Annotated in this window: 23 protein-coding genes, 1 tRNA gene and 1 pseudogene; 8 read left to right on the forward strand and 17 right to left on the reverse strand. The window is 63.2% G+C overall.

What is annotated here, in order from left to right; genetic code table 11:
* Positions 1-63: 63 nt before the first annotated feature.
* From FNJ47_RS31010 to FNJ47_RS31025, 4 genes are all read right to left on the reverse strand, one after another.
* Complete coding sequence (locus FNJ47_RS31010; RefSeq protein ID WP_163159753.1) at positions 64-978, reverse strand: hydroxymethylglutaryl-CoA lyase; 915 nt, start codon at positions 976-978, stop codon at positions 64-66.
* A complete protein-coding gene (locus FNJ47_RS31015; RefSeq protein WP_163159754.1) occupies positions 975-2,984 on the reverse strand; it encodes an acetyl/propionyl/methylcrotonyl-CoA carboxylase subunit alpha in 2,010 nt (669 codons plus the stop codon). The genes FNJ47_RS31010 and FNJ47_RS31015 overlap by 4 nt, the downstream gene beginning before the upstream one ends.
* Positions 2,985-2,998: 14 nt before the next feature.
* Positions 2,999-4,603, reverse strand: coding sequence for a carboxyl transferase domain-containing protein (locus FNJ47_RS31020; protein WP_163159755.1), 1,605 nt, complete (start codon positions 4,601-4,603; stop codon positions 2,999-3,001).
* Positions 4,604-4,731: 128 nt separating this feature from the next.
* On the reverse strand, positions 4,732-5,904 hold the full coding sequence (locus tag FNJ47_RS31025) for an isovaleryl-CoA dehydrogenase (protein WP_163159756.1): 1,173 nt from the start codon (positions 5,902-5,904) through the stop codon (positions 4,732-4,734).
* A 192-nt stretch (positions 5,905-6,096) separates the two neighbouring features.
* Here FNJ47_RS31025 and FNJ47_RS31030 point away from each other — a divergent pair, with 192 nt between their 5' ends.
* Both FNJ47_RS31030 and FNJ47_RS31035 read left to right on the forward strand, forming a co-directional pair.
* Positions 6,097-6,756, forward strand: coding sequence for a TetR/AcrR family transcriptional regulator (locus tag FNJ47_RS31030; protein WP_163159757.1), 660 nt, complete (start codon positions 6,097-6,099; stop codon positions 6,754-6,756).
* Entirely contained in the window at positions 6,753-7,247 is a 495-nt protein-coding gene (locus FNJ47_RS31035) for a winged helix-turn-helix transcriptional regulator (protein ID WP_163159758.1), read from the forward strand. The genes FNJ47_RS31030 and FNJ47_RS31035 overlap by 4 nt, the downstream gene beginning before the upstream one ends.
* A gap of 9 nt (positions 7,248-7,256) precedes the next feature.
* Here FNJ47_RS31035 and FNJ47_RS31040 read toward each other — a convergent pair whose 3' ends face one another.
* Positions 7,257-7,562 (reverse strand): ETC complex I subunit, encoded by a 306-nt coding sequence (locus FNJ47_RS31040; protein ID WP_163159759.1) that lies wholly within the window; start codon positions 7,560-7,562, stop codon positions 7,257-7,259.
* A 283-nt stretch (positions 7,563-7,845) separates the two neighbouring features.
* Here FNJ47_RS31040 and FNJ47_RS31045 point away from each other — a divergent pair, with 283 nt between their 5' ends.
* A complete protein-coding gene (locus FNJ47_RS31045) occupies positions 7,846-9,009 on the forward strand; it encodes an OpgC domain-containing protein (RefSeq protein ID WP_163159760.1) in 1,164 nt (387 codons plus the stop codon).
* A 36-nt stretch (positions 9,010-9,045) separates the two neighbouring features.
* Here the strand turns inward: FNJ47_RS31045 and FNJ47_RS31050 are convergent, their stop codons facing one another.
* Positions 9,046-10,866 (reverse strand): carbamoyltransferase family protein, encoded by a 1,821-nt coding sequence (locus tag FNJ47_RS31050; RefSeq protein WP_163159761.1) that lies wholly within the window; start codon positions 10,864-10,866, stop codon positions 9,046-9,048.
* A 387-nt stretch (positions 10,867-11,253) separates the two neighbouring features.
* Here FNJ47_RS31050 and FNJ47_RS31055 point away from each other — a divergent pair, with 387 nt between their 5' ends.
* Positions 11,254-11,520 carry a hypothetical protein gene (locus FNJ47_RS31055; protein WP_163159762.1) on the forward strand — a complete coding sequence of 89 codons (267 nt, stop codon included), beginning with the start codon at positions 11,254-11,256 and terminating at the stop codon, positions 11,518-11,520.
* A gap of 332 nt (positions 11,521-11,852) precedes the next feature.
* Here the strand turns inward: FNJ47_RS31055 and FNJ47_RS31060 are convergent, their stop codons facing one another.
* The 5 genes from FNJ47_RS31060 to FNJ47_RS31080 form a co-directional block, all read right to left on the reverse strand.
* Positions 11,853-12,629, reverse strand: coding sequence for a cyclase family protein (locus FNJ47_RS31060; RefSeq protein ID WP_163159763.1), 777 nt, complete (start codon positions 12,627-12,629; stop codon positions 11,853-11,855).
* 489 nt (positions 12,630-13,118) lie between these two features.
* Positions 13,119-13,195: transfer RNA gene (locus tag FNJ47_RS31065), tRNA-Pro, on the reverse strand.
* Positions 13,196-13,315: 120 nt separating this feature from the next.
* Positions 13,316-13,795, reverse strand: coding sequence for a DUF192 domain-containing protein (locus FNJ47_RS31070; protein WP_163159764.1), 480 nt, complete (start codon positions 13,793-13,795; stop codon positions 13,316-13,318).
* 199 nt (positions 13,796-13,994) lie between these two features.
* Complete coding sequence (locus tag FNJ47_RS31075; RefSeq protein WP_163159765.1) at positions 13,995-14,657, reverse strand: cold-shock protein; 663 nt, start codon at positions 14,655-14,657, stop codon at positions 13,995-13,997.
* A gap of 213 nt (positions 14,658-14,870) precedes the next feature.
* Positions 14,871-15,632, reverse strand: coding sequence for a Sir2 family NAD-dependent protein deacetylase (locus FNJ47_RS31080; RefSeq protein WP_163159766.1), 762 nt, complete (start codon positions 15,630-15,632; stop codon positions 14,871-14,873).
* Between the two features lie 190 nt (positions 15,633-15,822).
* On the opposite strand from FNJ47_RS31080, the gene FNJ47_RS49950 reads away from it, so the two are divergent.
* Positions 15,823-15,984 carry a hypothetical protein gene (locus FNJ47_RS49950; protein WP_165445950.1) on the forward strand — a complete coding sequence of 54 codons (162 nt, stop codon included), beginning with the start codon at positions 15,823-15,825 and terminating at the stop codon, positions 15,982-15,984.
* Positions 15,985-16,093: 109 nt separating this feature from the next.
* On the opposite strand, the gene FNJ47_RS31085 is transcribed toward FNJ47_RS49950, so the two are convergent.
* The 3 genes from FNJ47_RS31085 to FNJ47_RS31095 form a co-directional block, all read right to left on the reverse strand.
* Positions 16,094-16,366 (reverse strand): hypothetical protein, encoded by a 273-nt coding sequence (locus tag FNJ47_RS31085; RefSeq protein ID WP_163159767.1) that lies wholly within the window; start codon positions 16,364-16,366, stop codon positions 16,094-16,096.
* Between the two features lie 339 nt (positions 16,367-16,705).
* Complete coding sequence (locus tag FNJ47_RS31090) at positions 16,706-16,891, reverse strand: hypothetical protein (protein WP_163159751.1); 186 nt, start codon at positions 16,889-16,891, stop codon at positions 16,706-16,708.
* Positions 16,892-17,124: 233 nt separating this feature from the next.
* Positions 17,125-17,472, reverse strand: a complete 348-nt coding sequence (locus FNJ47_RS31095) for a GrlR family regulatory protein (protein WP_163159768.1) — start codon at positions 17,470-17,472, stop codon at positions 17,125-17,127.
* Between the two features lie 168 nt (positions 17,473-17,640).
* On the opposite strand from FNJ47_RS31095, the gene FNJ47_RS31100 reads away from it, so the two are divergent.
* From FNJ47_RS31100 to FNJ47_RS31110, 3 genes are all read left to right on the forward strand, one after another.
* Complete coding sequence (locus tag FNJ47_RS31100; protein ID WP_163159769.1) at positions 17,641-17,814, forward strand: hypothetical protein; 174 nt, start codon at positions 17,641-17,643, stop codon at positions 17,812-17,814.
* Positions 17,815-18,692: 878 nt separating this feature from the next.
* Positions 18,693-19,145, forward strand: coding sequence for a VOC family protein (locus FNJ47_RS31105; RefSeq protein ID WP_097672220.1), 453 nt, complete (start codon positions 18,693-18,695; stop codon positions 19,143-19,145).
* 350 nt (positions 19,146-19,495) lie between these two features.
* Positions 19,496-20,137 carry a glutathione S-transferase family protein gene (locus FNJ47_RS31110; RefSeq protein ID WP_165445951.1) on the forward strand — a complete coding sequence of 214 codons (642 nt, stop codon included), beginning with the start codon at positions 19,496-19,498 and terminating at the stop codon, positions 20,135-20,137.
* 10 nt (positions 20,138-20,147) lie between these two features.
* Here the strand turns inward: FNJ47_RS31110 and FNJ47_RS31115 are convergent, their stop codons facing one another.
* The 3 genes and pseudogenes from FNJ47_RS31115 to FNJ47_RS31125 form a co-directional block, all read right to left on the reverse strand.
* The gene (locus tag FNJ47_RS31115; RefSeq protein ID WP_163159752.1) at positions 20,148-20,393 is read right to left on the reverse strand and encodes a hypothetical protein; all 246 of its coding nucleotides are present in this window, start codon (positions 20,391-20,393) and stop codon (positions 20,148-20,150) included.
* Between the two features lie 31 nt (positions 20,394-20,424).
* Positions 20,425-20,682, reverse strand: coding sequence for a PilZ domain-containing protein (locus FNJ47_RS31120; protein ID WP_163159771.1), 258 nt, complete (start codon positions 20,680-20,682; stop codon positions 20,425-20,427).
* Between the two features lie 298 nt (positions 20,683-20,980).
* Positions 20,981-21,604 (reverse strand): annotated as a pseudogene (locus FNJ47_RS31125) (UPF0182 family protein); the annotation flags it as partial.
* Between the last annotated feature and the right edge of the window lie 118 nt (positions 21,605-21,722).

Here is a 21,722-nt window from a genome sequence, read left to right on the forward strand (position 1 = left end):
ACACAGGCCCCCGCCTTCGCTCTTTGAGCCGCGAGGAACAAACTCCCCCATCCATCCTACAATTTACGATTTTACGAGGCGCTTCCGCTTCGCGTTCAGCGCGGATGCAACACGGCTGACCGGCGGGCGGCCGAGCAACCCCGCGACCTCGTTCGTGGTGGCCAGCAACCTGTCCATGTCGATCCCGGTTTTCACGCCCATGCCCTCCAGCATGTAGACGACATCCTCGGTCGCGACGTTGCCGGTGGCGCCGGGCGCATAGGGGCAGCCGCCGAGACCGCCGGCGGCGGAATCGATGACGCGGACGCCCTCCTCCATGCCGGCATAGAGATTGGCGAGCGCCTGGCCGTAGGTGTCGTGGAAGTGCATCGCGAGGTTACCAACCGGAAGCTCGGCGCCGACCGCACGCAGCATCTCCCTGGCCCTGAGCGGCGTGCCGACACCGATGGTGTCGCCAAGCGAGATTTCGTAGCAGCCGAGATCCCACAGGGTCACGGCGAGGTCGGCGACCGCCTTCGGCTTGATCTCACCGTCGAACGGACAACCCAGCACGCAGGAGACATAGCCGCGCACCTTGACGCCATCGGCCTTGGCACGCGCCAGCACCGGCTTGAAGCGCTCGATCGATTCCGCGACCGAGCAATTGATGTTGGCCCGCGAAAAACCCTCGGAGGCGGCAGCGAACACCGAGACCACCTTGGCGCCGGCCGCGCGGGCGGCGTCATAGCCCTTCTCGTTCGGCACCAGCACGTGGAATTCGCCGTTCCTGACGTGACTGACACCGCGCAGCACCTGGTCGGAGCTTGCCATCTGCGGAATCGCCTTCGGCGACACGAAGGCGCCGACCTCGACAGTGTTGAGCCCCGCCGCCACCAGCGCCTCGACGAAGGCGATACGCGCCTCGACGCTGACCGGCGTCTTCTCGTTCTGGAGGCCGTCGCGCGGCCCCATCTCGACGATGTGGATCTGATCGCTCATGACGCGGCCGCAGGCTCGACTTCGGCAAGCTCGACGCCCTCGCCGACGATGTCGCCGACCTTGCATTTGAGCTTCTTCAGCACGCCTGCGTAAGGCGCGCGCAGGGTCTGCTCCATCTTCATCACTTCCAGCGTCAGGATCGGCGCGCCCTTCTCCAGGGTCGCGCCCTCCTCGGCCAGCAGCGCGACCACGGTGCCCGGCAAGGGTGCCACGATCTTGTCCTCGCCGACCTGCTCTTCGCTCTCGCCGCCGAACGGATCGACCCAATGCAGGTCGAAGCGGCCGTTGCGGGTGCGCAAGTAGAGTTCGTGGCCCTCGATGACCGAAGCGACGCGCGACTTGAGGCCGTTGAGCGTCAAGTCAAAGCCGTCATCGCCGGATGACGAGATCTCAAATCCAAGCTCGCGCCCGCCGATCGAGAGCGTCGACGGTCCATTGCCGTAGTGCAGCGTGATGGTGTGGGCAGGTTCGTGGCCCTGCCGGAACGAAAACACCCGCTGGCGGCGGCCGACCGGCATCCAGCCGAACGCCTGCCAGGGAGAGCTGGCTTCGCTCCGCGCCGCCTTCTGCTCATGGTTGACGATCGCAGCCACCGCCGCGCACAGCTCGAACTCGCCGGCCGCGCCAGTACCGGCCGTCAGGTCTTTCAACTCGCGTTCGATGAAGCCGGTATCGATTGCATTGGCCCGCGTCTGCGGATGCGTCACCAGTGCCGACAGGAACGGGATGTTGGTGACGATGCCGCGGACGTCGGTCTGTTCGAGCCCGCGATTGAGCTTCTCGATCGCCCCCTCACGCGTCGGCGCCCAGGCGATCACCTTGGCGAGCATCGCGTCGTAATACGGAGAGACGCTGTCGCCGCTGCGATAGCCGGCATCGATCCGCAGGCCATCGCTGTCCTGCGGCGTCCGCCAGGTCTTGATGCGGCCGACCGAGGGCATGAAGTTCTTCTGCGGATTTTCCGCGTAGACGCGCGCCTCGATGGCATGTCCGTTCAGCTTGATCTCGTCTTGCTTCAGCGGCAGCGCCTCGCCGAACGCGACGCGGAGCTGCCATTCGACGAGATCGACGCCGGTGATGAGCTCGGTGACGGGATGTTCGACCTGCAGGCGGGTGTTCATCTCGATGAAGAACACGTCCTTGCCGTCGGAGACGAACTCGATGGTGCCGGCGCCCACATAATTGACCGCCCCGGCCGCTTTTCGCGCGGCTTCGCAGACCGTGTCGCGCTGCGCGGCGTTCAGGGTCGGCGACGGCGCCTCCTCGATCACCTTCTGGTGGCGGCGCTGCAGCGTGCATTCGCGCTCCCACAGCGAGAGCAGATTGCCATGGCTGTCACCGATGATCTGCACCTCGATGTGGCGCGGGTTCTGTACGTATTTCTCGATCAGCATGCGGTCGTCGCCGAATGCCGCCTTGGCCTCGCGCTTGGCGCTGGTGATCGCGGCCGCAAGTTCTGCCGCCGCATTGACCACGCGCATGCCGCGGCCACCACCGCCGGCAGATGCCTTGACCAGCACCGGGAAGCCGATCCGGGTCGCAGCCTCCGCCAAGATCGCCTCGTCCTGGGCCTCGCCGTGATAGCCCGGCACCAGCGGCACGCCGGCCTTCTCCATCAAGGCCTTCGAACCGGATTTCGAGCCCATCGCGGTCATCATCGCGGCGGTCGGGCCGACGAACACCAGACCTGCGTCGAGGCAGGCCTGAGCGAACTCGGCATTTTCGGACAGGAAGCCGTAGCCGGGATGCACGGCTTCCGCCCCGGTCTGTTTTGCGGCCGCGATCACGCGCTCGATGTTGAGATAGCTGTCGCGCGCCCGTGCCGGCCCGAGCAGCACGGCCTCGTCGGCCAGCGCGACATGCATGGCGTCGCGATCGGCCTCGGAATAGACCGCGACGGTGCGCAGGCCCATGGCACGCGCCGAGCGGATGACGCGGCAGGCAATCTCGCCGCGGTTGGCGATCAGAAGCGTACGGAAACGCCGGTAGAGTTTTGAGCGGTCCATGGTCAGATCCTGGGTCACATCCTGAACAGGCCGAATTTCGTCGGCTCGATCGGCGCGTTGGCGGCGGCCGAGAGGCCGAGCCCGAGCACCAGGCGGGTGTCGGCGGGATCGATCACGCCGTCGTCCCAGAGCCGCGCGGTGGCGTAATAAGGATTGCCCTGCTTCTCGTATTGCGCTCGGATCGGCTCGCGGAATTTGTCTTCCTCCTCCGCCGACCAGCTCTCGCCCTTGGCCTCGATGCCGTCGCGCTTGACCTGGCTCAGGACCATCGAGGCCTGTTCGCCGCCCATCACCGAGATGCGCGCGTTCGGCCACAGCCAGAGGAAGCGCGGACTGTAGGCGCGGCCACACATACCGTAATTGCCGGCGCCGTAGGAGCCGCCGATCACCACGGTGAATTTCGGCACCCCGGCGGTCGCAACCGCCGTCACCAGCTTGGCGCCGTCGCGGGCGATGCCGCCGGCCTCGTACTTCTTGCCGACCATGAAGCCGGTGATGTTCTGCAGGAACACCAGGGGAATGCCGCGCTGGCAGCACAGCTCGATGAAATGCGCGCCCTTCAGCGAGCTTTCGCTGAACAGGATGCCGTTGTTGGCGATGATGCCGACCGGATACCCCCAGATATGGGCGAAGCCGCAGATCAGCGTGGTACCGTAGAGCTTCTTGAACTCGTCGAATTCGGAGCCGTCGACGATCCGCGCGATGATGTCGTGGACGTCAAACGGCTTGCGGCCGTCGGCGGAGACCACGCCGTAGATTTCCTCGGCGGGAAACAGCGGCTCCTGCGGGGGGCGCATGTTGAGCGGTGCCTTCGCCGGCGGCTTCAGCGTGCCGACGATGCGGCGCGCGATCCCGATCGCGTGGGCGTCGTTCTGCGCATAATGATCGGTCACGCCCGACTGGCGCGAATGGACATCGGCGCCGCCGAGCTCTTCGGCGGTGACGACCTCGCCGGTCGCGGCCTTCACCAGCGGCGGACCGCCGAGGAAGATCGTGCCCTGATTGCGCACGATGATGCTCTCGTCGGACATCGCCGGCACATAGGCACCGCCCGCGGTGCACGAACCCATCACGATCGCGATCTGCGGGATGCCCTGCGACGACATCTGCGCCTGATTGTAGAAGATGCGACCGAAATGCCGCTCGTCCGGAAAGATCTCGTCCTGCAACGGCAGGAAAGCGCCGCCGGAGTCCACCATGTAGACGCAGGGCAGATTGTTCTGCCGCGCGATGTCCTGGGCGCGCAGATGCTTCTTCACCGTCAGCGGGTAATAGGTGCCGCCCTTGATGGTGGCGTCATTGGCGACGATGATGCATTCGCGGCCCGAGATGCGCCCGACGCCGGTGATGACGCTGGCCGAATGTACGTCACCGCCGTACAGCCCATTGGCGGCCAGCGGCGACAGCTCGAGGAACGCGGTGCCGGGGTCGATCAAGAGATCGACCCGATCACGCGCCAGCATCTTTCCACGCGAGGTATGCCGCTTGCGCGATGTCTCGCCACCGCCGCCGGCAACCTGCTTGAGCTTGTCGCGGAGCTCCGCGACCAGGCTGCGCATCACGTCGGCGTTGCGGGCGAATTCCTGGGATGTGGGATCGATCGTCGAATGAAGCGGCATCGGTGTTGCACGTTTCGTTGGAGGACACGGTTGGACGATGAGCGGAGGATTGATCTGTCACCGCCGACGCGGTGACGGCCCCTCACCTCGCCCCTCTCCCTGCGAAGAGCGGGGCGAGGGAGAACAAACTACGCCGTCTTGGCGAACAGCTCGCGGCCGATCAGCATGCGGCGGATCTCGCTGGTGCCGGCGCCGATCTCGTAGAGTTTTGCATCGCGCAGCAGGCGGCCGGTCGGATAGTCGTTGATGTAGCCGTTGCCGCCCAGGAGCTGGATCGCATCCAGCGCGCATTGGGTGGCCTTCTCGGCGGCATAGAGAATGGCGCCGGCGGCGTCCTCGCGCGTGGTCTCGCCGCGGTCGCAGGCTTTCGCCACCGCGTAGACATAGGCGCGCGAGGCGTTCATCGTGGTGTACATGTCGGCGATCTTGCCCTGCACCAGCTGGAACGAGCCGATCGGCTCGCCGAACTGCTTGCGCTCGTGGACGTAGGGCAGCACGACGTCCATGCAGGCCTGCATGATGCCGATCGGCCCCGCCGCCAGCACCGCTCGCTCATAGTCGAGGCCGGACATCAAGACGTTGACGCCGCGGCCGACTTCATTGAGCACGTTCTCCTCCGGCACCTCGCAATCCTCGAACACCAGTTCGCAGGTGTCGGAGCCGCGCATGCCGAGCTTGTCGAGCTTCTGCGCGGTCGAAAATCCCTTCATGCCCTTTTCGATGATGAAGGCGGTCATGCCGCGCGGACCGGCGTTCGGATCGGTCTTGGCGTAGACCACCAGCGTCTCGGCGTGCGGGCCATTGGTGATCCACATCTTGTTGCCGTTGAGCACGAAGCGGTCGCCCTTCTTCTCGGCGCGGGTCTTCATCGACACCACGTCCGAGCCGGCGCCGGGCTCCGACATCGCAAGCGACCCGACATGCTCGCCGGAGATCAGCTTGGGCAGATATTTGCGCTTCTGCGCCTCGTTGCCGTTGCGGCGGATCTGGTTGACGCAGAGATTGGAATGGGCGCCGTAAGCTAGCCCGACCGAGGCCGACGCCCGCGAAATCTCCTCCACCGCAATGCAGTGCTCGAGATAGCCGAGGCCCGAGCCGCCATACTCCTCCTCGACCGTGATGCCGTGCAGGCCAAGCGCGCCGATCTTGGGCCAGAGGTCGCGCGGGAAAGTATTGGAGCGATCGATCTCGGCGGCGCGCGGCGCGATCTCGTTGGTCGAGAAATCATGCACCGTTTCGCGGATCGCATCCGCGGTCTCGCCAAGGTCGAAATTGAAGATTGCCGCCTGGTTCGAGGCCATGATCCCTCCCGTGAGATTCATCTTGCAATTAAACGATCATACGTTTTTTTCTTGGCTTCGCAAGCAACCGTGCTATGGTTTGGCAATGAAATCCGCAGTTCATTGAATCTGTTGGGATTTCATGCAATAAACATACGGTCGTTCGCTTGTTTCCTGGTTCTCCCTGACAAGCCAACACCCTCCGAGGCCCCGATGGCACGCACGATCGGCTCACATGGCCCCACGACGTTGGAGGCGATCCGCAAGGCCGGCGTGCGCCTGATCTTCGAACGCGGCTACGAGGCCATGAGCCTGCGTCAGCTCGCCGCCGAAGTCGGCATCCAGGCAGGCTCACTCTACAACCATATCTCAACCAAGCAGGACCTGCTGTTCGATCTGGTGCAGGACCATATCAACGATTTGCTGCGCGAGCTTGATCTCGCACTCGAGGGCAAGGCCGATCCGGTCGAGAAGCTGCGCGCCTTCGTGGCCTTCCACGTCAGCTATCACATGACCCGCAAGCGCGAGGTCTTCATCGCTAATTCCGAACTGCGCAGCCTCGAAGCGAAGAACTACGACGCCGTGGTGGCGCTGCGCGGCGCCTATGAACGGCGGCTGGCGCAGATCCTCACCGAAGGCGTAACTGAAGGCGTGTTCGAGGTGGTCGACATCCAAGTCGCGACCTTTGCGATCATCTCGCTGCTCACCGGGCTCTGCACCTGGTACCGTCCCGGCGGCCGCCTGACCCGGGATGCCATCATCGCAGCGCACGAGAAGCTGGTGCTGTCGGGGGTCGCGCCGCAGGCCGCGATCGGTCAGCGCCGCAGCGGCAGCGAGAGCCCGCAGACCGCCGTGGCGGGTTCGCGACCGTGACCGAGCGCCCACAGCTCGATGACATCGACCTGCGGATCCTGGCCGAATTGCAGAGGGACGGCCGGATCAGGATCAACGAGCTCGCCGAGCGAGTCGGCATCACAGCCCCGCCCTGCCTGCGCCGGGTACGCGCCCTGCGCAGCCGCGGCGTGGTGCAGGCGATCCGCGCCACGCTCGACGAGCGGCTGCTGGGCTATGAGGTGACGACCTTCGTCCTGATCCAGCTCGACAGCCAGACCCTGGTGGCGATCGAGGCATTCGAGGCCGCGGTGGCGGCCGTGCCGCGCTTCCTGCAATGCTGGCGGATCTCGGGCGACGCCGATTTCATGCTGAGATGCGTCGCACCCAGCGTCGACGACATGCGCCAGCAGCTGCTGCAATTCGCCAGCCTGCCCAATGTGCGTAAGATTCGAAGCTTTCCGGTGCTCGGCGTCTCAAAGGATGCGCCGCTGCCGATCCCGGGCGCCCTCGCCGCCAGCCCTGCGAGCTGATTGCCCGCCCTAGTGCGTCCAGGGCTCCCAGCGGCGGAACGCAAAATTGTCGGCATAGGCGACCTGGCGGTACGCCGAATCCTTCGGCTCGATCACCTGGTAGGCGATGCCCTTGCGCTCGCAATAGGCCGTCGCCTCCTCCTTGGTGTCGAAATGCAGCGTGAGCTGCTGCTTCATGTCGGTCGACGAGGTCCAGCCCATCAAGGGCTCCACGGTGCGCGGCTGCTCCGGCTCGTAGTCCAGTTGCCACTCTTTCGTCTTGGCACGTCCCGATTGCATCGCGTTTTTGGCGGGCTTAAAAATGCGTGCGGTCATGAATGGTCGGCCCCGTGGGATATGCGACATGGAAGCGATAGACTTGGAAGCGGTAGACTTGGAAGCGATTTGAAGGAAACTGCCGGGATAGTATAGAGACACCGTTCAACGAACTGATCGGTGATTCCTCGATCTCGGAGGTAGCCTTCGCCGGACCGGTATAGTCATTCTACCGCGCTGTGACAATCTGGCCCCGGGGAGGCTTCTGGAGTCCCTTGGGCCCGCGGCCAGATTGTCACAGCACGGTCTTCTCGACAGCATTATCTCGAGGAAGCGGCGCCCCATGGAAATCCACGCAAGCCTGCCCGAAAAAGGACGTGACCTCCGGCTCGACCTGTTCCGCGGGATCGCGAACTGGGCGATCTACCTCGATCACATCCCCGACAATATCGTGAACTGGATCACGACGCGGAATTACGGCTTCAGCGACGCGGCGGACCTGTTCGTCTTCATCTCCGGCTACACGGCGTCATTTGTCTATGCCCGCATGATGCTGGAGCGGGGCTTCATCGTCGGCGCCACCAGGCTGACCAAGCGGGTCTGGCAACTCTATGTCGCCCACATTATCCTGTTCGTGATCTACATCGCCTCGATCAGCTATCTGGCGCTGCGCTTCGGCGACTCCGAGATCATCAACGAGTTCAACGTCGCCGGTCTCGTCGACAACGCCACCGAGACACTGCGCCAGGGCCTGTTCCTGAAGTTCAAGCCGGTCAATCTCGACGTGCTCCCGCTCTACATCGTGCTGATGGGCCTGTTTCCGCCGGTGCTGTGGTTCATGCTGCGGCGGCCGAACTGGACCATGCTGGCCTCACTCGCACTCTGGCTGGTGTCGCGTCACATGGGCTGGAACCTGCCCGCCTACCCGGCCGGGACCTGGTACTTCAATCCGTTCGCCTGGCAGGTGCTGTTCGTGTTCGGCTCGTGGTGCGCGATGGGCGGCGCGCGTGCCAACATGCACATCATCAATTCGCGCTACACGCTGTGGTTCTGCATCGCCTACATGATCTTCGCGCTGATCATGACCATGGCCGGCCGCTTCCCTGAGTTCGGCGCCCAATTCCCGGACTGGCTGTATTCGGCGTTCAACCCGAACGACAAGACCAACCTCGCGCCCTATCGCTTCCTGCACTTCGTGGTGATCACGGTGCTGGTGATCCGCTTCATCCCGAAGGACTGGGCGGCGCTGGAATGGAAGGTGTTCGATCCGCTGATCGTCTGCGGCCAGCAGTCGCTCGCGGTGTTCTGCGTCGGCGTGTTCCTGTCCTTTGTCGGACATTTCGAGCTCTCGATGAGCTCGGGCTCGCTGTTCGCGCAGATCTTCGTCAGCGTCTCCGGCATCGCGATCATGACGATCGTGGCCTATTACATCTCCTGGTCGAAGCGGCAGGACAAGCCGATCAAGCCGCCGGCGCCGAAACCCGCGGCACCGGCGAAGGCGGCCTGACCCGAACTATCTGAGCGTGGCCTTCCGGGCCACGCTCTAGCTGCCACCGCGGCTGCCGTCCTGCGTGGTCGAGGAGACAATGGTGGCGACGTCGCCGAATGTCGTCATCACGGGCGTCACGACCTTGTGCATGGCGGTTTTCGCTACCAGCGTGTCGTGCATCACGAGGTTGTCGATCCCTGTCGTGAGGAAGCAGCTCACCGCATCCTGCGGCGTCTCGATGATCGGCTCGCCCTTGACGTTGAACGAGGTGTTGATCAGGACCGGCACGCCGGTCAGCGCCTCGAACTCCCTGAGCAGGCGGTAGAGCATCGGGTTGGTCTCTTCCCGCACGCTCTGCACCCGTGCCGAGCCGTCGACATGCACGATCGCCGGGATCTTGTCCCGCCACTCCGGCCGCACCGGCTTTGCGATCAGCATGTAGGGCGAGTCCTCCTCGCCCTCGAAGATCTCCTTCATGCGCTCGGCCAGCACGATCGGCGCGAACGGGCGGAAGGCCTGGCGGTGCTTGACCCGGCTATTGAGGATGTCCTTCATCTCGGCCTTGCGCGGATCGGCGATCAGGCTGCGATTGCCGAGCGCGCGCGGACCGAATTCGGAACGGTCCTGAAACCAGCCGATCACGCGCTGGTCGGCGAGCAGTTTTGCGGTATCGCGGCAGATGTTGTCGCTGCGCCTGGCGTCGACCTGGATACGGACCAGGAAGTTTTGCAACGCGGCCGCGACCTCGGCATCGCTGTAGCGCCGGCCGACATAGGCGTGGTCCATCACGAACGAGCGCCGTGCTTTAAGGATCTTGAGCCAGCCGTAATAGGCGCAGCCGATGGCAATGCCGTCGTCGCCGGCGGCGGGCTGGATCCAGACATTCTTGAAGCCCGCCTCGCGCGCGATGCGCCCGTTCGCGACGCAGTTCAGCGCGACGCCGCCGGCGATGCAGAGGTTCTTCGCGCCGGTGGTCTCGCGCAGCCAGCGCGCCCGCTCGAGCAGCACGTTCTCGGTGTCGTCCTGCACCCGCCAGGCGATGTCCTCCCAGTGCCGCATCGTCGGGCTCTTGTCCCAGCTGCCACTGTCGAGCACGAAGGGCTGCCGGTTTTCCTCGCCCCAGAACGGCACGTGCAGCGTGCCGTCCTTCATCTCGAGGAGATGGCCGACTTGCTCGCGGCGGCCATAGGGCGCGAGCCCCATCAGCTCGCCGCACTTGTTCCAGTCGCCGAACACATAGGTCGAAACCCGGCTGTACAGCGCCCCGAGACCCGGCATGTTGTAGAACTCGTCCGACAAGAGCCCGCGCGCCGGCTCCATGAAGACCTTCTTCAGGCATTCGAGCTTCGTATCGTCGAACCTGTAATAGCTCTCGGACTCGCGGGCGAGCGGCGATGCACCATCCTGCGGATAGGACTCCATCGCGTCGGCCTGATAGTTGCCGACGCCGTCGACGATCATCACGACACCGTCCTTGAACGGCGACACCGCGAACGCGCTGTAGGCATGCGCGAGGTGATGCGAGATCGACACCACGTTGTTGGACTTGGAACGAAACAGCGGATGCTTGATTGCCTCGTTGCGCTCGGCGATCGGCAGGAAGCCCGGCATGTCCTGATGGAGCATCCGCTCCTCCATCTCGGGCACCGGCAGGATGTAGCTGTTGCGCACCACGAGATCGACGTCGTCGAGCGTGATGCCCTCGGCCGACAGGCAGTAGTCGATGACTTCCTTGTAGAAGCCCGAGGCGTGCTTCTCGCGGGTGATGCGCTCCTTGGAGATCGCATAGGCGATCGCACCGTCACGCAGCAGGCAGGCGCTCACGTCATGGTCGTAGACGTTGAGACCAAGGACGTAGGTGTGTTGTTTCGGCATGGGCACTCTTCAGGGAGGATACTGAGACGCTCAGAGAACAGGATCGTGTCGACTTCAAGTTATCGACGGCATTTTCCGCGGTTCGCAATCTCTGCTTCTGCGATGCACAAATCAAATCGGCGCCAAGTCAGCGCCAGATCTGCGCAATGCAAGATGAACAGAATGAACGGCGGATGAACGACAAGATGAGCGTAGCAACCACATCATCCATTGCAGGCGGGACTGTAACTTGACCTTACCTGCTGCCCTCAATAGTGTCGTTAAAACTCGCAAGAACCTTAGTGAAAATACTGTCTTAGCATGCTCGAACCGGATAGCGGTGCAGCGCGTCTAAGCGAGACAGCCAGCATCAGTTCTGATGTTTGGAAGTGACTGGAGATCTTCAGAATGACTAAACGCTACAATATCCTGACTCGTTGCCTTGCAGCAGTCGCTTTGTTGTTCGTCTATGTCGCAAGCACCTCTGCCATCCTGGTCGGTGCCACCACGTCTTCCGCGCAAGCGCAATGGCGCGGACGCGGTTATGGCTGGGGTCGCGGCCGCGGATGGGGCTATGGTCGCGGATATTATGGCCGTGGCTATGGCTACTACGGCGGTTACGTCGGTCCGCGCTGCTGGTGGACCCCGCGTGGTGTTCGCGTCTGCCGGTACTAACAACCGCCGACACAAGCGATATTGAAGACATAAATCAGGTGCGTCGGTTCCGGCGCACCTGATTTTCTTTTGGGGCTTCATTCACCCGCTGGCGCTTGGCTCGCCTGCGGCATGCAAGAAAGAGCCCCGGAAGACGCCGGGGCTCTAGTCACGGGAGAGAACGCTTCAGAAAATCGGGACGCGAGGACGAGCCGCCGGCCCGATCACCCAAATGCATCTATGACGTGCATCAGAGCAGATTCGTCTGCCTTAGGCTGTAGCCGTGCCGCAACAACCTAGCGGAATGAACAGCCTGTCCACCGGTTCCCCATCGAGCGAAAACCCGATCGCGGCTAGCCGTCGAGGATCGCAACCGCCCTCGTCCACCCCGCCGATGCGCGCTCGATCTTCACCGGGAAGCACGACACCATAAACCCGGTCGACGGCAGTTGCTCCAGATTGTGCAGCTTCTCGATGTGGCAGTAGCCGATGTGCCGGCCGGCCTTGTGGCCTTCCCAGATCAGGCTGGCGTCCCTGGTCTCGGCATATTTCTTCGCGGTGAAAACGAACGGCGCGTCCCAGCTCCAGCCATCGATGCCGGTCAGCCGCACGCCGCGCTCGAGCAGATACATCGTCGCCTCGTAGCCCATGCCGCAGCCCGAATTGACGTAATCGGGCTGGCCATATTTCGCACCGGCGCTGGTGTTGACGACGACAATCTCGAGCGGCGACAGCGTGTGGCCGATGCGCTTCAGCTCGGCTTCGACATCGCCCGCAGTCGCGACACAGCCGTCAGGCAGATGCCGGAAGTCGAGCTTCACGCCCGGCTGAAAGCACCATTCCAGCGGCACCTCGTCGATGGTCCAGGACCGTTCACCGCGGTTCATGGTCGGATGAAAATGCCAGGGCGCATCGAGATGCGTGCCGTTGTGGGTGGAGAGCGAGACCTGCTCGACAGCCCAGCCCTGCCCGTCAGGCAAATCATCCGCCTTCAGTCCATCGAAGAACTGCAGCATGCGCGGCAGCCCCTGCTGGTGGTTGATATACTGGATGGTTGGATGATTGCCGGGCGGATCGGCCGGAACATCGTTCTGCAGGGGAACAGAGATATCGATCAGTCTGCGCGCCATGGTGCCTCCTCGCGGATTGTTCTTGTCAGGCTGGCCGGCAACGCCGAACGGCGCTCGGCGAGCTTTCAGATCGGATTGTACTCGCTACTGGCAATCTTGCCCGCGTGATCGTTATTTCTGATCTGACATAACACTCATGTCTGGCGCCAAACCAGCCATCACGCTGCTGCGTCACAGGCCGCGCCTGGGTGGTTGAAGCCCTCCGGTCACCTGCCCGCAACCGCGCCGAGCCGCGACATGGCCTGCGACATTACGACTGCGCCCGAGACCGTCCCTGGGTTGAACCTATCGCCCGCCCGGACGACCCATTGGCACTGGGGATTTCAGGGCCCAGTATTCGACGGCGCCGTCTGGACGAAGATATTCCGTCTGGGCGGCGTTGTTGCGTCAGGCCAGACCATCTCGATCAAAGCTTGGGCGCGCACGCTCTCGCGCGACCGGGCCACGACCTGCCGCGGTCAACGATTGCGATGAAGCCTCAGGATGGGATGGTCGGGGCAGCTGGATTCGAACCAACGACCTGCAGTACCCAAAACTGCCGCGCTACCAGGCTGCGCTATACCCCGATATTTCCGAGAAGCCCCGTGGATACACGCTTCAGCCAGCGCCAGCAAGGCGCCGGTGCAGGGCTTCCGGCCGGGCAGTCGGGAACGGTTTCCGTCCGGAAACCGCACCGTAACGGAGAGCTAGTGACTGCCGAACAGCGGATGGCCGACCCGGTCGCCGGGCTGGATGCCGTATTTCTGCGCCGTCCCGGCAATCACCTCGAGGACGCCCTTGGCGAGCCCCCGCGACGGGATGATCTTGGTCGACATCGGCTCGGTGTTTTCGGCGATCCGAAGGATTCGCCCGTCGGCACGGATGAAGATCATGTCGAGCGAGATGTAGGTGTTCTTCATCCACATCGACACTTCCTGCTCCGGCGTGAAGTCGAACAGCATGCCTTTGCCGTCCGCGAGCTCCTTCCGGTACATCAGGCCGGTTTCCTTCTCCTGCTCGGTGGTCGCCATTTCGACCGAGAAGACGTGCACGCCTGATTTGGTGACGATCTCGAGCGGCTGGACGCTGGCGGCCTGCGCGGCTGGGGCCAGCAGAGCCCCGATCATGATGACGAGCGCGGCCAGCAGCGACGGACGCAGCCGCCCAACAATGCGAACGAAATTCATCGACAAATACTCACACCGGGGAAGATTTTCCGGCGGACCCTAACCCGATGATTGCGGCAAATGCCAGAGCCCTGAAGGCGCGCCGGCGGCTCACGTTTCCGTCAGGGCGTCCGGGCTGAGGGCAGTTCTTGAGCATGATCTTTCCGGAAAACCGCTTCACGCTTTGGGCTGACGCGGCCCTCCGGGTCCGGATCATTCTCTAGTGCGACGACAGCGCCGAGGGGCCGGTCTCCGGATGAATCTCGGCGGCCATCATGCCCTTGGAGCCGGGCCCGAACCGCACCAGCACATACTGGCCGGGGCGCAGCTCGGTCATGCCGAAGCGGCGCAGCGTCTCCATGTGCACGAAGATGTCGGGCGTGCCCTCCCCGCAAGTCACGAAGCCGAAGCCGCGCAGCCGGTTGAACCATTTGACCTGTGCGCGCTCGAGCCCGCTGGTCGCGGTCACCGTGACATGGGTTCGCGGCGGCAGCATCTGTGCCGGATGGATCGCGGTCGACTCGTCCATCGAGACGATGCGGAAGGCCTGATAGCCCTTGGCGCGCTGCACGCATTCGACGACGAGACGCGCGCCCTCATAGGCGGTCTGATAGCCGTCGCGCCGCAGCACCGTCACGTGCAGCAGGATGTCGGGCCAGCCATTGTCGGGAACGACGAAGCCGTATCCCTTCGATGCGTCGAACCATTTGATGACGCCGGAGACTTCGACGAGGTTGGCCGCGGTGTCGCCGAGACCGGAGAAGGCATCCAACGCCGGATCGCGCGGCGCACTGCCATACTCGCCTTGTGCTATCCTACTTTGCCCAACTCCGCCCATCGGCGGTCCGCCGAGCTTCTTGGACTCAAATCCGTCCGACCCCATGACCCCGGACCCCACACATCAAAATGCAGATCGCCGACGTTGCGGCGCACCCTGTACGCGCTGCTCTCCGTGACCAACTCACTTGGACAACTCACCTGGACGCTGCGCGAATCTCTCAATCAAAAGATAACACTCCCGCCTGCCGGGCATAGCTAAAAAACGATTCCCGCGGGAACTATGAACAGGCTTGCACAGCCGCGAATCAATCAGGCGTCAATTGCCTACGAAAGGACCAAGCGTGTCGCCGATATCGTGGCGGATCACCAGATCCGCCATGTCGTCCTGATCGGTCGGCTCGTTGTTGATGATCACGAGCCGTGCGCCACTCTCCTTCGCCATCATCGGAAAGCCCGCGGCGGGCCATACCACCAGCGATGACCCGATCGCCAGGAACAGGTCGCATTGCCGGCTGAGTTCCGCTGCGCGACGCATCGCATCCTCGGGCATCGATTGCCCGAACGAGATCGTCGCGGTCTTCACCGGATCGCCGCAGTCTGCACAATCAGGCGCACCACCGGTCTTGTCGAAGTGCTGCTTCACCCACGAGAGGTCGTAGTCCTTGCCGCAACCGATGCAGCGCGCGTAAGTCGTGTTGCCGTGCAATTCGATCACGTCGTCGGCCTTGAAGCCCGACGTCTGATGCAGATTGTCGATGTTTTGCGTGATTATGCCGGGAACCTTGCCCGCCCGGTAGAGCGAAGCAAGCGCGCGATGCCCGCGACCGGGCTTGGCTGCCGCAAACGTCGGTTCCATCGCGAAGCGGCGACGCCATGACTCGTCGCGTGCTTCCTGACTGGCGACGAACTCATCGAACGGGATCGGCCGGTTGCGGGTCCACAATCCGCCCGGCGAGCGGAAGTCGGGTATGCCGCACTCGGTGGAGATGCCCGCCCCGGTGAAGGGCACGATCGATGACGCCTCGGCAATCATGTTGCCGAGCTGCTCGACGCCGCTGCGCAAGTCTTTTGCAATCACTGAAGACGATCCGGTTGGCCGCCGCGACTATAGCACGGTCGAACGGATTGCGAGCTCAACCGTGACGCGAGCGATCGGGCCGCCCACCGCCCCAGCATCATCACATTCCTGCACGGCCTGCTCCGCATTGACGCCCAATTCGCCCATGCCAATGCGCGCGGGGATAGGACCACCACGACGAGGATGGGCAATGACGGATATGGAAGAGCGCGTCGCGCGCGAGCGCGAAGAGATCGTCGCACGCATCGCCAGCTTCCGGGCGACGCAGCAGAAGTTCGAGCGCGATCGCCAGGAATATTACGACAACACGCTCGGCAATGTCTGGAGCCGATTTCAGCGCAAGAGCGCTTGATGTCGTCCTCGCTCGCTTGCCGGACGGTCGATGCGAGCGTGGTCCGCGCGATCACATCATGATGCGCGATTGAGAAAGCCCGGAGCGGTGTGCTCCGGGCTCGTCGCCGTTACCAATAATGGCGATAGTAGTGGTGCCGGTAATACGGACCGCCATAATAAGCATATCCGTCGTCGTAGTAGCCGTAGCGGGGGCCATAATAACCGTAGCCGGGTCCGTAATAGCGTGGGCCGTAGTACGCGCCCGCCGCGCCCGCGGCCAGTGCGCCGGCGGCCAGACCGAAGGCCAGGCCAGGTCCGATATGACGCGCCTGCGCCGGCGCGCTGACCATGGTTGCGCCAACCGTCGCAACCGTCGCCAAAACTGCAAATACCTTTTTCATCGCAACCTCCTCACGTAGGTTCGCAGGGCTAACGTCGTCTCGATGGGATGGTTGCAGCGGCGCCAAGCTGGAACGCGTGTTCCGGTTCCACAGCCATGCGATTGCGCAAAGCTACCATCGGTTAGCCCGGGAACAAAAACACAACCTCAAAGATTAGCTTGGCGGTGAGTGAGGTTGGCACCGATGCCGGCGTGGATGGAACTGCTGCTTAACGTGATGGGCTTTGCCGGCTTCATCGGCATCGCGATGTATCACAAGCATCCGAATGGGAAGCTGCCGGACTGAGCGGCGGCAGCAGTCCCGGTTTGCCTCGCTAGATTCCCTTGTCAGTTTGCCTTGCTAATTCGCCTTGCGCGCCTCTCCCGCCGTGCGGACCAGCCGGTCCGCCTTGACGAGCGCCTTGCCGGCCTCAGGCTGCGGCCGGAGCCAGAAGCTGATTACGACAAAAGCGGAACAGAACAGCAGGCCCACCACCATCACACGCCGGTGGGTCGGTCGATCCGCGCTGTGGAACGATGGCATCATGGCGTCACCTGCAACCATCCCTAGCGCAATCGCCGGTGGTGACAACGCGATGCTGCTCTTAACCTAACCAGGTAGGGTTAGCGGTGGCTCGGTAATGATGTCTCGATGACCCGCGAACCGCCGGTCCACAGAATATCCCCCGCTTGTCCGCAGCAAATCCACAGCAGCTCCAGGTCCATTTGCCGAGCGGGCTTCGGCGCTTGCTGCGCACTCGTCCACAGGCCTCGCGCCGATCAGGCATCCGCCAGCCGCTTCAGGGTTGCCCGGAAGCCCAGGCTGCGGGTCCCAACCAACACGGTCCCGAACACCTCGGCCTGGTCGCCGCTGAAAGTGCCGGAGAAGCCGCTCGTCACCTCGTGCCCGGCGAATAGCGGACGGGCGAACGGGTCGGAAAACGGCGAATGCTGGTTGGTGCTGAGGTGTCCCTTCCAGGTCCCCTCGCCGGCCGTATAGGCGCCGATCGACCAGAAATACGGGCCGCCACCGATCAACAGGCCATTGCGCAGGATCAGGACGCCGCTGTCGCGGCCCCGCACGCCGTCGGTCATGTGGATATGGATCGAATAGAGCCCGTTCTTCATCCGTGCCGCCGCCCGGTCCCGCAGGCCCACAGTATGTCCCCAACCCGGACAGCGCGCGAGCGGACCGACGCCCACAAGCGGTCCGATTCGGGTCAAAAGGCGCGATTCCGGCGCTTACAAATCATTAAGAAAGCCCTGACAAGGTTCGACCGCCGGAGGGAGAGAGCCATGCTCGTTTACCCCGTACCTGTCGAAGTCACGCAAGCCAGAGTGCATCTCGTCCTTGATCAGACGGCGAAGGAGCAGCCGCGTATCATCAATGCGGATGTGCTGGATGTCTTCGCCGCCAAGAACCAGGCCGATCGTGACGCCGTCGAGACCATTCTCGACATCAAGGTGTGAGAGCGCAAACACCCCAAGGCGCTGCGGTAGCGGCGCGCGCCGGTGCATTTGCGCGGGGTCTGAGACCTCCACCACCCTGTCGGCTTTGAATGCCCCCCGCAAACTCCTCTCGCGACGTCTTTCGTTTGAACCTTTTGCGCGGTGCGAAGACTTACCGGCGCTGGGGATTTCAGGGCCCAGCATTAGGCACAGCGCTGTGGGACGAAGATATTCCGTCTACGCGGCGCTGTTGCATTTTGTGAATTCAACCTTAAGTTTGGTCCCCAACAGTTGACGGCTCACGCCCTGAGAGATCCCCAGTCCGTCAACTGGGAAAGCCCCGCATCCAGCCTGCGGGGCTTTCTATTTTCGGACCGAGGAACCTTCCACCCGGCGAACAGTTGTGTGTCCGGTTGCCGGCACGATCTCCCCAAGGCCGGCCGGCATCAGACCTCGCGAGCCCACTCGCGGGGTTTTGCTTTTTAGAGATTGTCCAACCTCGCGCGTCCTTGATTGGCCGTGATGGGCAATCGATGAGATAGAGGCGCAGCCTCCAAGGCTCGACCACGAAAGCCCTGTCCCGGAATTTTCCTGGGCGGGGCTTTCTCGTATCCGCGCCGCGCAACCGTCGCATAAAGCGCGCTCATCATGTGGTTCATCGCCGGCGCGATCCGGAATATCGCTCAACGCAGACAGGCTCGGCACCGTCCATCGACTTGATGAGATTTTTGCGCGATCAAGCCTTCACGCAATCGCGATCATGAAGCGCCGAAAAGCGCGAACGGCCGCAGGACAGGCCCGCACCTTATCGCTGCCCCTTGGTCCGATTTGCTGCTATTTTCGCCCCGACCATCCCGCCCAAACAAGAATCTCTGAACGTTTCTCAGGAGGATAAGAAAATGCGCTATCTGCACACCATGCTGCGCGTCCGCAATCTCGATGTCGCGATGAAATTCTATCAGGACGCGCTGGGGCTGAAGGAAGTGCGCCGCATCGACAATGACAAAGGCCGCTTCACGCTGGTGTTTCTCTGCGCCGAGGAAGACCTCCATCTGCTCAAGTCCCTGCCGCAATCCCGCGGCGCACCGCTGGTCGAGCTGACCTACAATTGGGACGAGGAGAAATATGGCGAGGATCGCCATTTCGGCCATCTCGCCTACGAGGTCGACGACATCTACGCGACCTGCGAGAAGCTGATGAAGATGGGCGTCACCATCAATCGTCCGCCGCGCGACGGCAACATGGCGTTCGTGCGTTCGCCCGACCTGCACTCGATCGAGATCCTGCAAAAGGGCGACCCGAAGGCGCCGGCCGAGCCGTGGGCGTCGATGCCCAACACCGGTCATTGGTAAACACCGCGCCCACGCACGCGTTCCTATCCGCGTGTCGCCATCGGCGAAACGCGGAGCGATCGTTAGGAACGTGGCACGACCGTCGACGTTGCCTCCGCATATTCCCAATGCGAGGAGGCAATGAGATGGGAAAAGGGATTTTGCTTTGGCTGGTGGGTGTACCGATTCCGGTGATCATCGTGCTGTGGCTGTTGTTCGGTCGCTGACCGAATCCTGACGCGTGCGTATCAGCGAGGCTCTGCCGCAATGCGGCAGAGCCTTTATTTTTGTTCTGGGTACAATTCACCCCGCGCTTTTCCCGGACGTTTCAGCTAAGAACGCGCGCAAAGCACAACAGCGGGAATCGCGTGATGGACAGCAAGCCGCAACTGACGATCTGGGGCCGGGCCAATTCGGTCAATGTGCAGAAGGTGCTCTGGTGTCTCGCCGAGCTCGACCTGCCCTATCATCGCATCGATGCCGGCATGCAGTTCGGCAAGAACGATCAGGCCGACTATCTCGCGATGAATCCGAACGGCCGCGTCCCGACGCTGGTCGACGGCGACTATGTGTTGTGGGAATCCAATTCGGTGATGCGCTATCTCTGCATGGCCTATGGTCAGGGCTCGCCGATCTATCCGCAAGCGCCGAAGGCGCGCGCCGCGGTCGACCGCTGGCTCGACTGGACACTGTCGACGCTACAGCCGGTCGATCGCCCGGTGTTCTGGGGGCTGGTGCGCACGCCGCCGGAGAAGCGCGACATGGTTCAGATCCAGCAAGCTGCCGACGCCGCGGGCGCGGCGTGGCGGGTCGTCGACGAGCAGCTCGCAAGCCGCCGCTTCATCGAGGGCGATCAGTTCACGATCGCCGACATCGCACTCGGCGCCTTCGCGCGGCGCTGGCTCGGCGTCGAAGGCATCATCAAGCCGAAGCGGCCCAATCTCGAACGCTGGTTCGGCGAGATCGCACCGCGGCCCGCCTTCGTGCGGTTCATCGCGCCGCCGATGTCGTGAGCGTGGGCGTTCAGCGCCCGCTCGACATCCCCGCACCGACACTGATGCCGCCGCCGAGCTTCACGCAGGTGTCGGAGCCCTCGACCTTGACGAAGCCCGGTCCGTACGACGCGCAAGGATTGCTCCGCGTGATGGATTTCGACGGCAAGGTCTTCCCGGCATCGGGAGGCGTCTGGAAATTGCGGCGGTCGCCCTGCTGCGCGAACGCAGCAGCGGGCAGTACGACGGCGATGATGGCGAAGCAGGTCTTGCGCATCCGGTCTTCTATCGCGTGCGGCCGAACGGGGCTAGCGCACGAATTTGACGCCGAACGTCTTGCCTTCGCGCCAGACCACTTCGCAGGCGCGCCCCGTGCGGGCGTCGCGCGAGAACGCCAGCCGCAGCTTGGCCGGCAGCGTGTTGTTGTCCTGGACGGTGATTTTGGCGCCCGACGAGGAAATGTCCTCGACCACGCAAGGCCGCGCGGCGAATCCGCCGTCGAGCGTGATCCAGCCGGATTGACGCAGCGATTTGCGCGTTTCGCGCTTCTTGGACCCTAGAGCCATCACATCATCCCCGGCGATCACGCCTATCGCCGTTGGCTTACCAAAGGGTTGCGAAATATCCGCGGATTGCAGCGATTGAGGACGTTGTTCACATCCGCCAACCGGCGCGGCAAAGCCGTTTGCCCCAGGACAATCCCTTGCATTGGCTGGAATTGGCTTTGGCCGTGATGGCGCGCCGCTCAGAACAATACTGCGAACTCTATGCTGTTGAATTCACAATATATTCGTGAGCGAAGCCCGACCGTAGTGCCACGTTCGTCCTTTCCGAGGCAGCGTCAGACTTAAGGAGCCGGGAGCACTAATGGCCGGTGGAACGCCGGTTCATATCCTCCAAAAGCTCGCGCATTGCATCGAACTGCATGCCAAAGCCCTTCCAGTCGCCGGACCGCAATCGTTCAACGGCCTGATTGTAACGATCGAGCGCCTCCCTCGCCTGGTTCGTCGACGGGCCTGTGACAGGCATGTCCTCATTCGCACCCGAGACCGGCCGCGCCGCGCCAGGCTCGACGAACAGAGCCGACAAGGCCTCGCCGAGCGTCTCCTTCATCACCACGTGTTCGCCATAGGCCGCGATCACCCGTTTCAGCTCCGGCAAGTGCCCGTACTCCGCGCGCAAATAGAGCGGCGATACGTAAAGGATCGAGTTCTCGATCGGTATAGCCAGCAGGTTCGCCCCACGTATCACCCGCGAGCCCATCTGATTCCACAAAGTCAGCTGTTGCGATATCTCCGTGTTCTGATTGATCCGCGCCTCGATCTGGAACGGCCCGTAGACGAGCTTGTCCTTCGGGAATTCGTACACGATCAGCTTGCCGTAGTCGGGCGCATCGCAACGCGCCGCCAGCCACGCGATCATGTTGTCGCGGCGGCTCGGCACCATGGGAACCATGAGGAAGAACTCGGCCCGCGCCTCGCCGGGCAGCGGCGGCGGCACCTCGGTGATGAATCCTTACTACATCATCATGCGGCTGCCCGGCGAGGCGCGGGCCGCGTTCTTCCTCCTGGTTCCCCTGGCGCCGCGCCGCCGCGCCAACATGATC

It is taken from the genome of Bradyrhizobium uaiense, assembly GCF_010811875.1.
GTDB classification, from domain to species: domain Bacteria; phylum Pseudomonadota; class Alphaproteobacteria; order Rhizobiales; family Xanthobacteraceae; genus Bradyrhizobium; species Bradyrhizobium uaiense.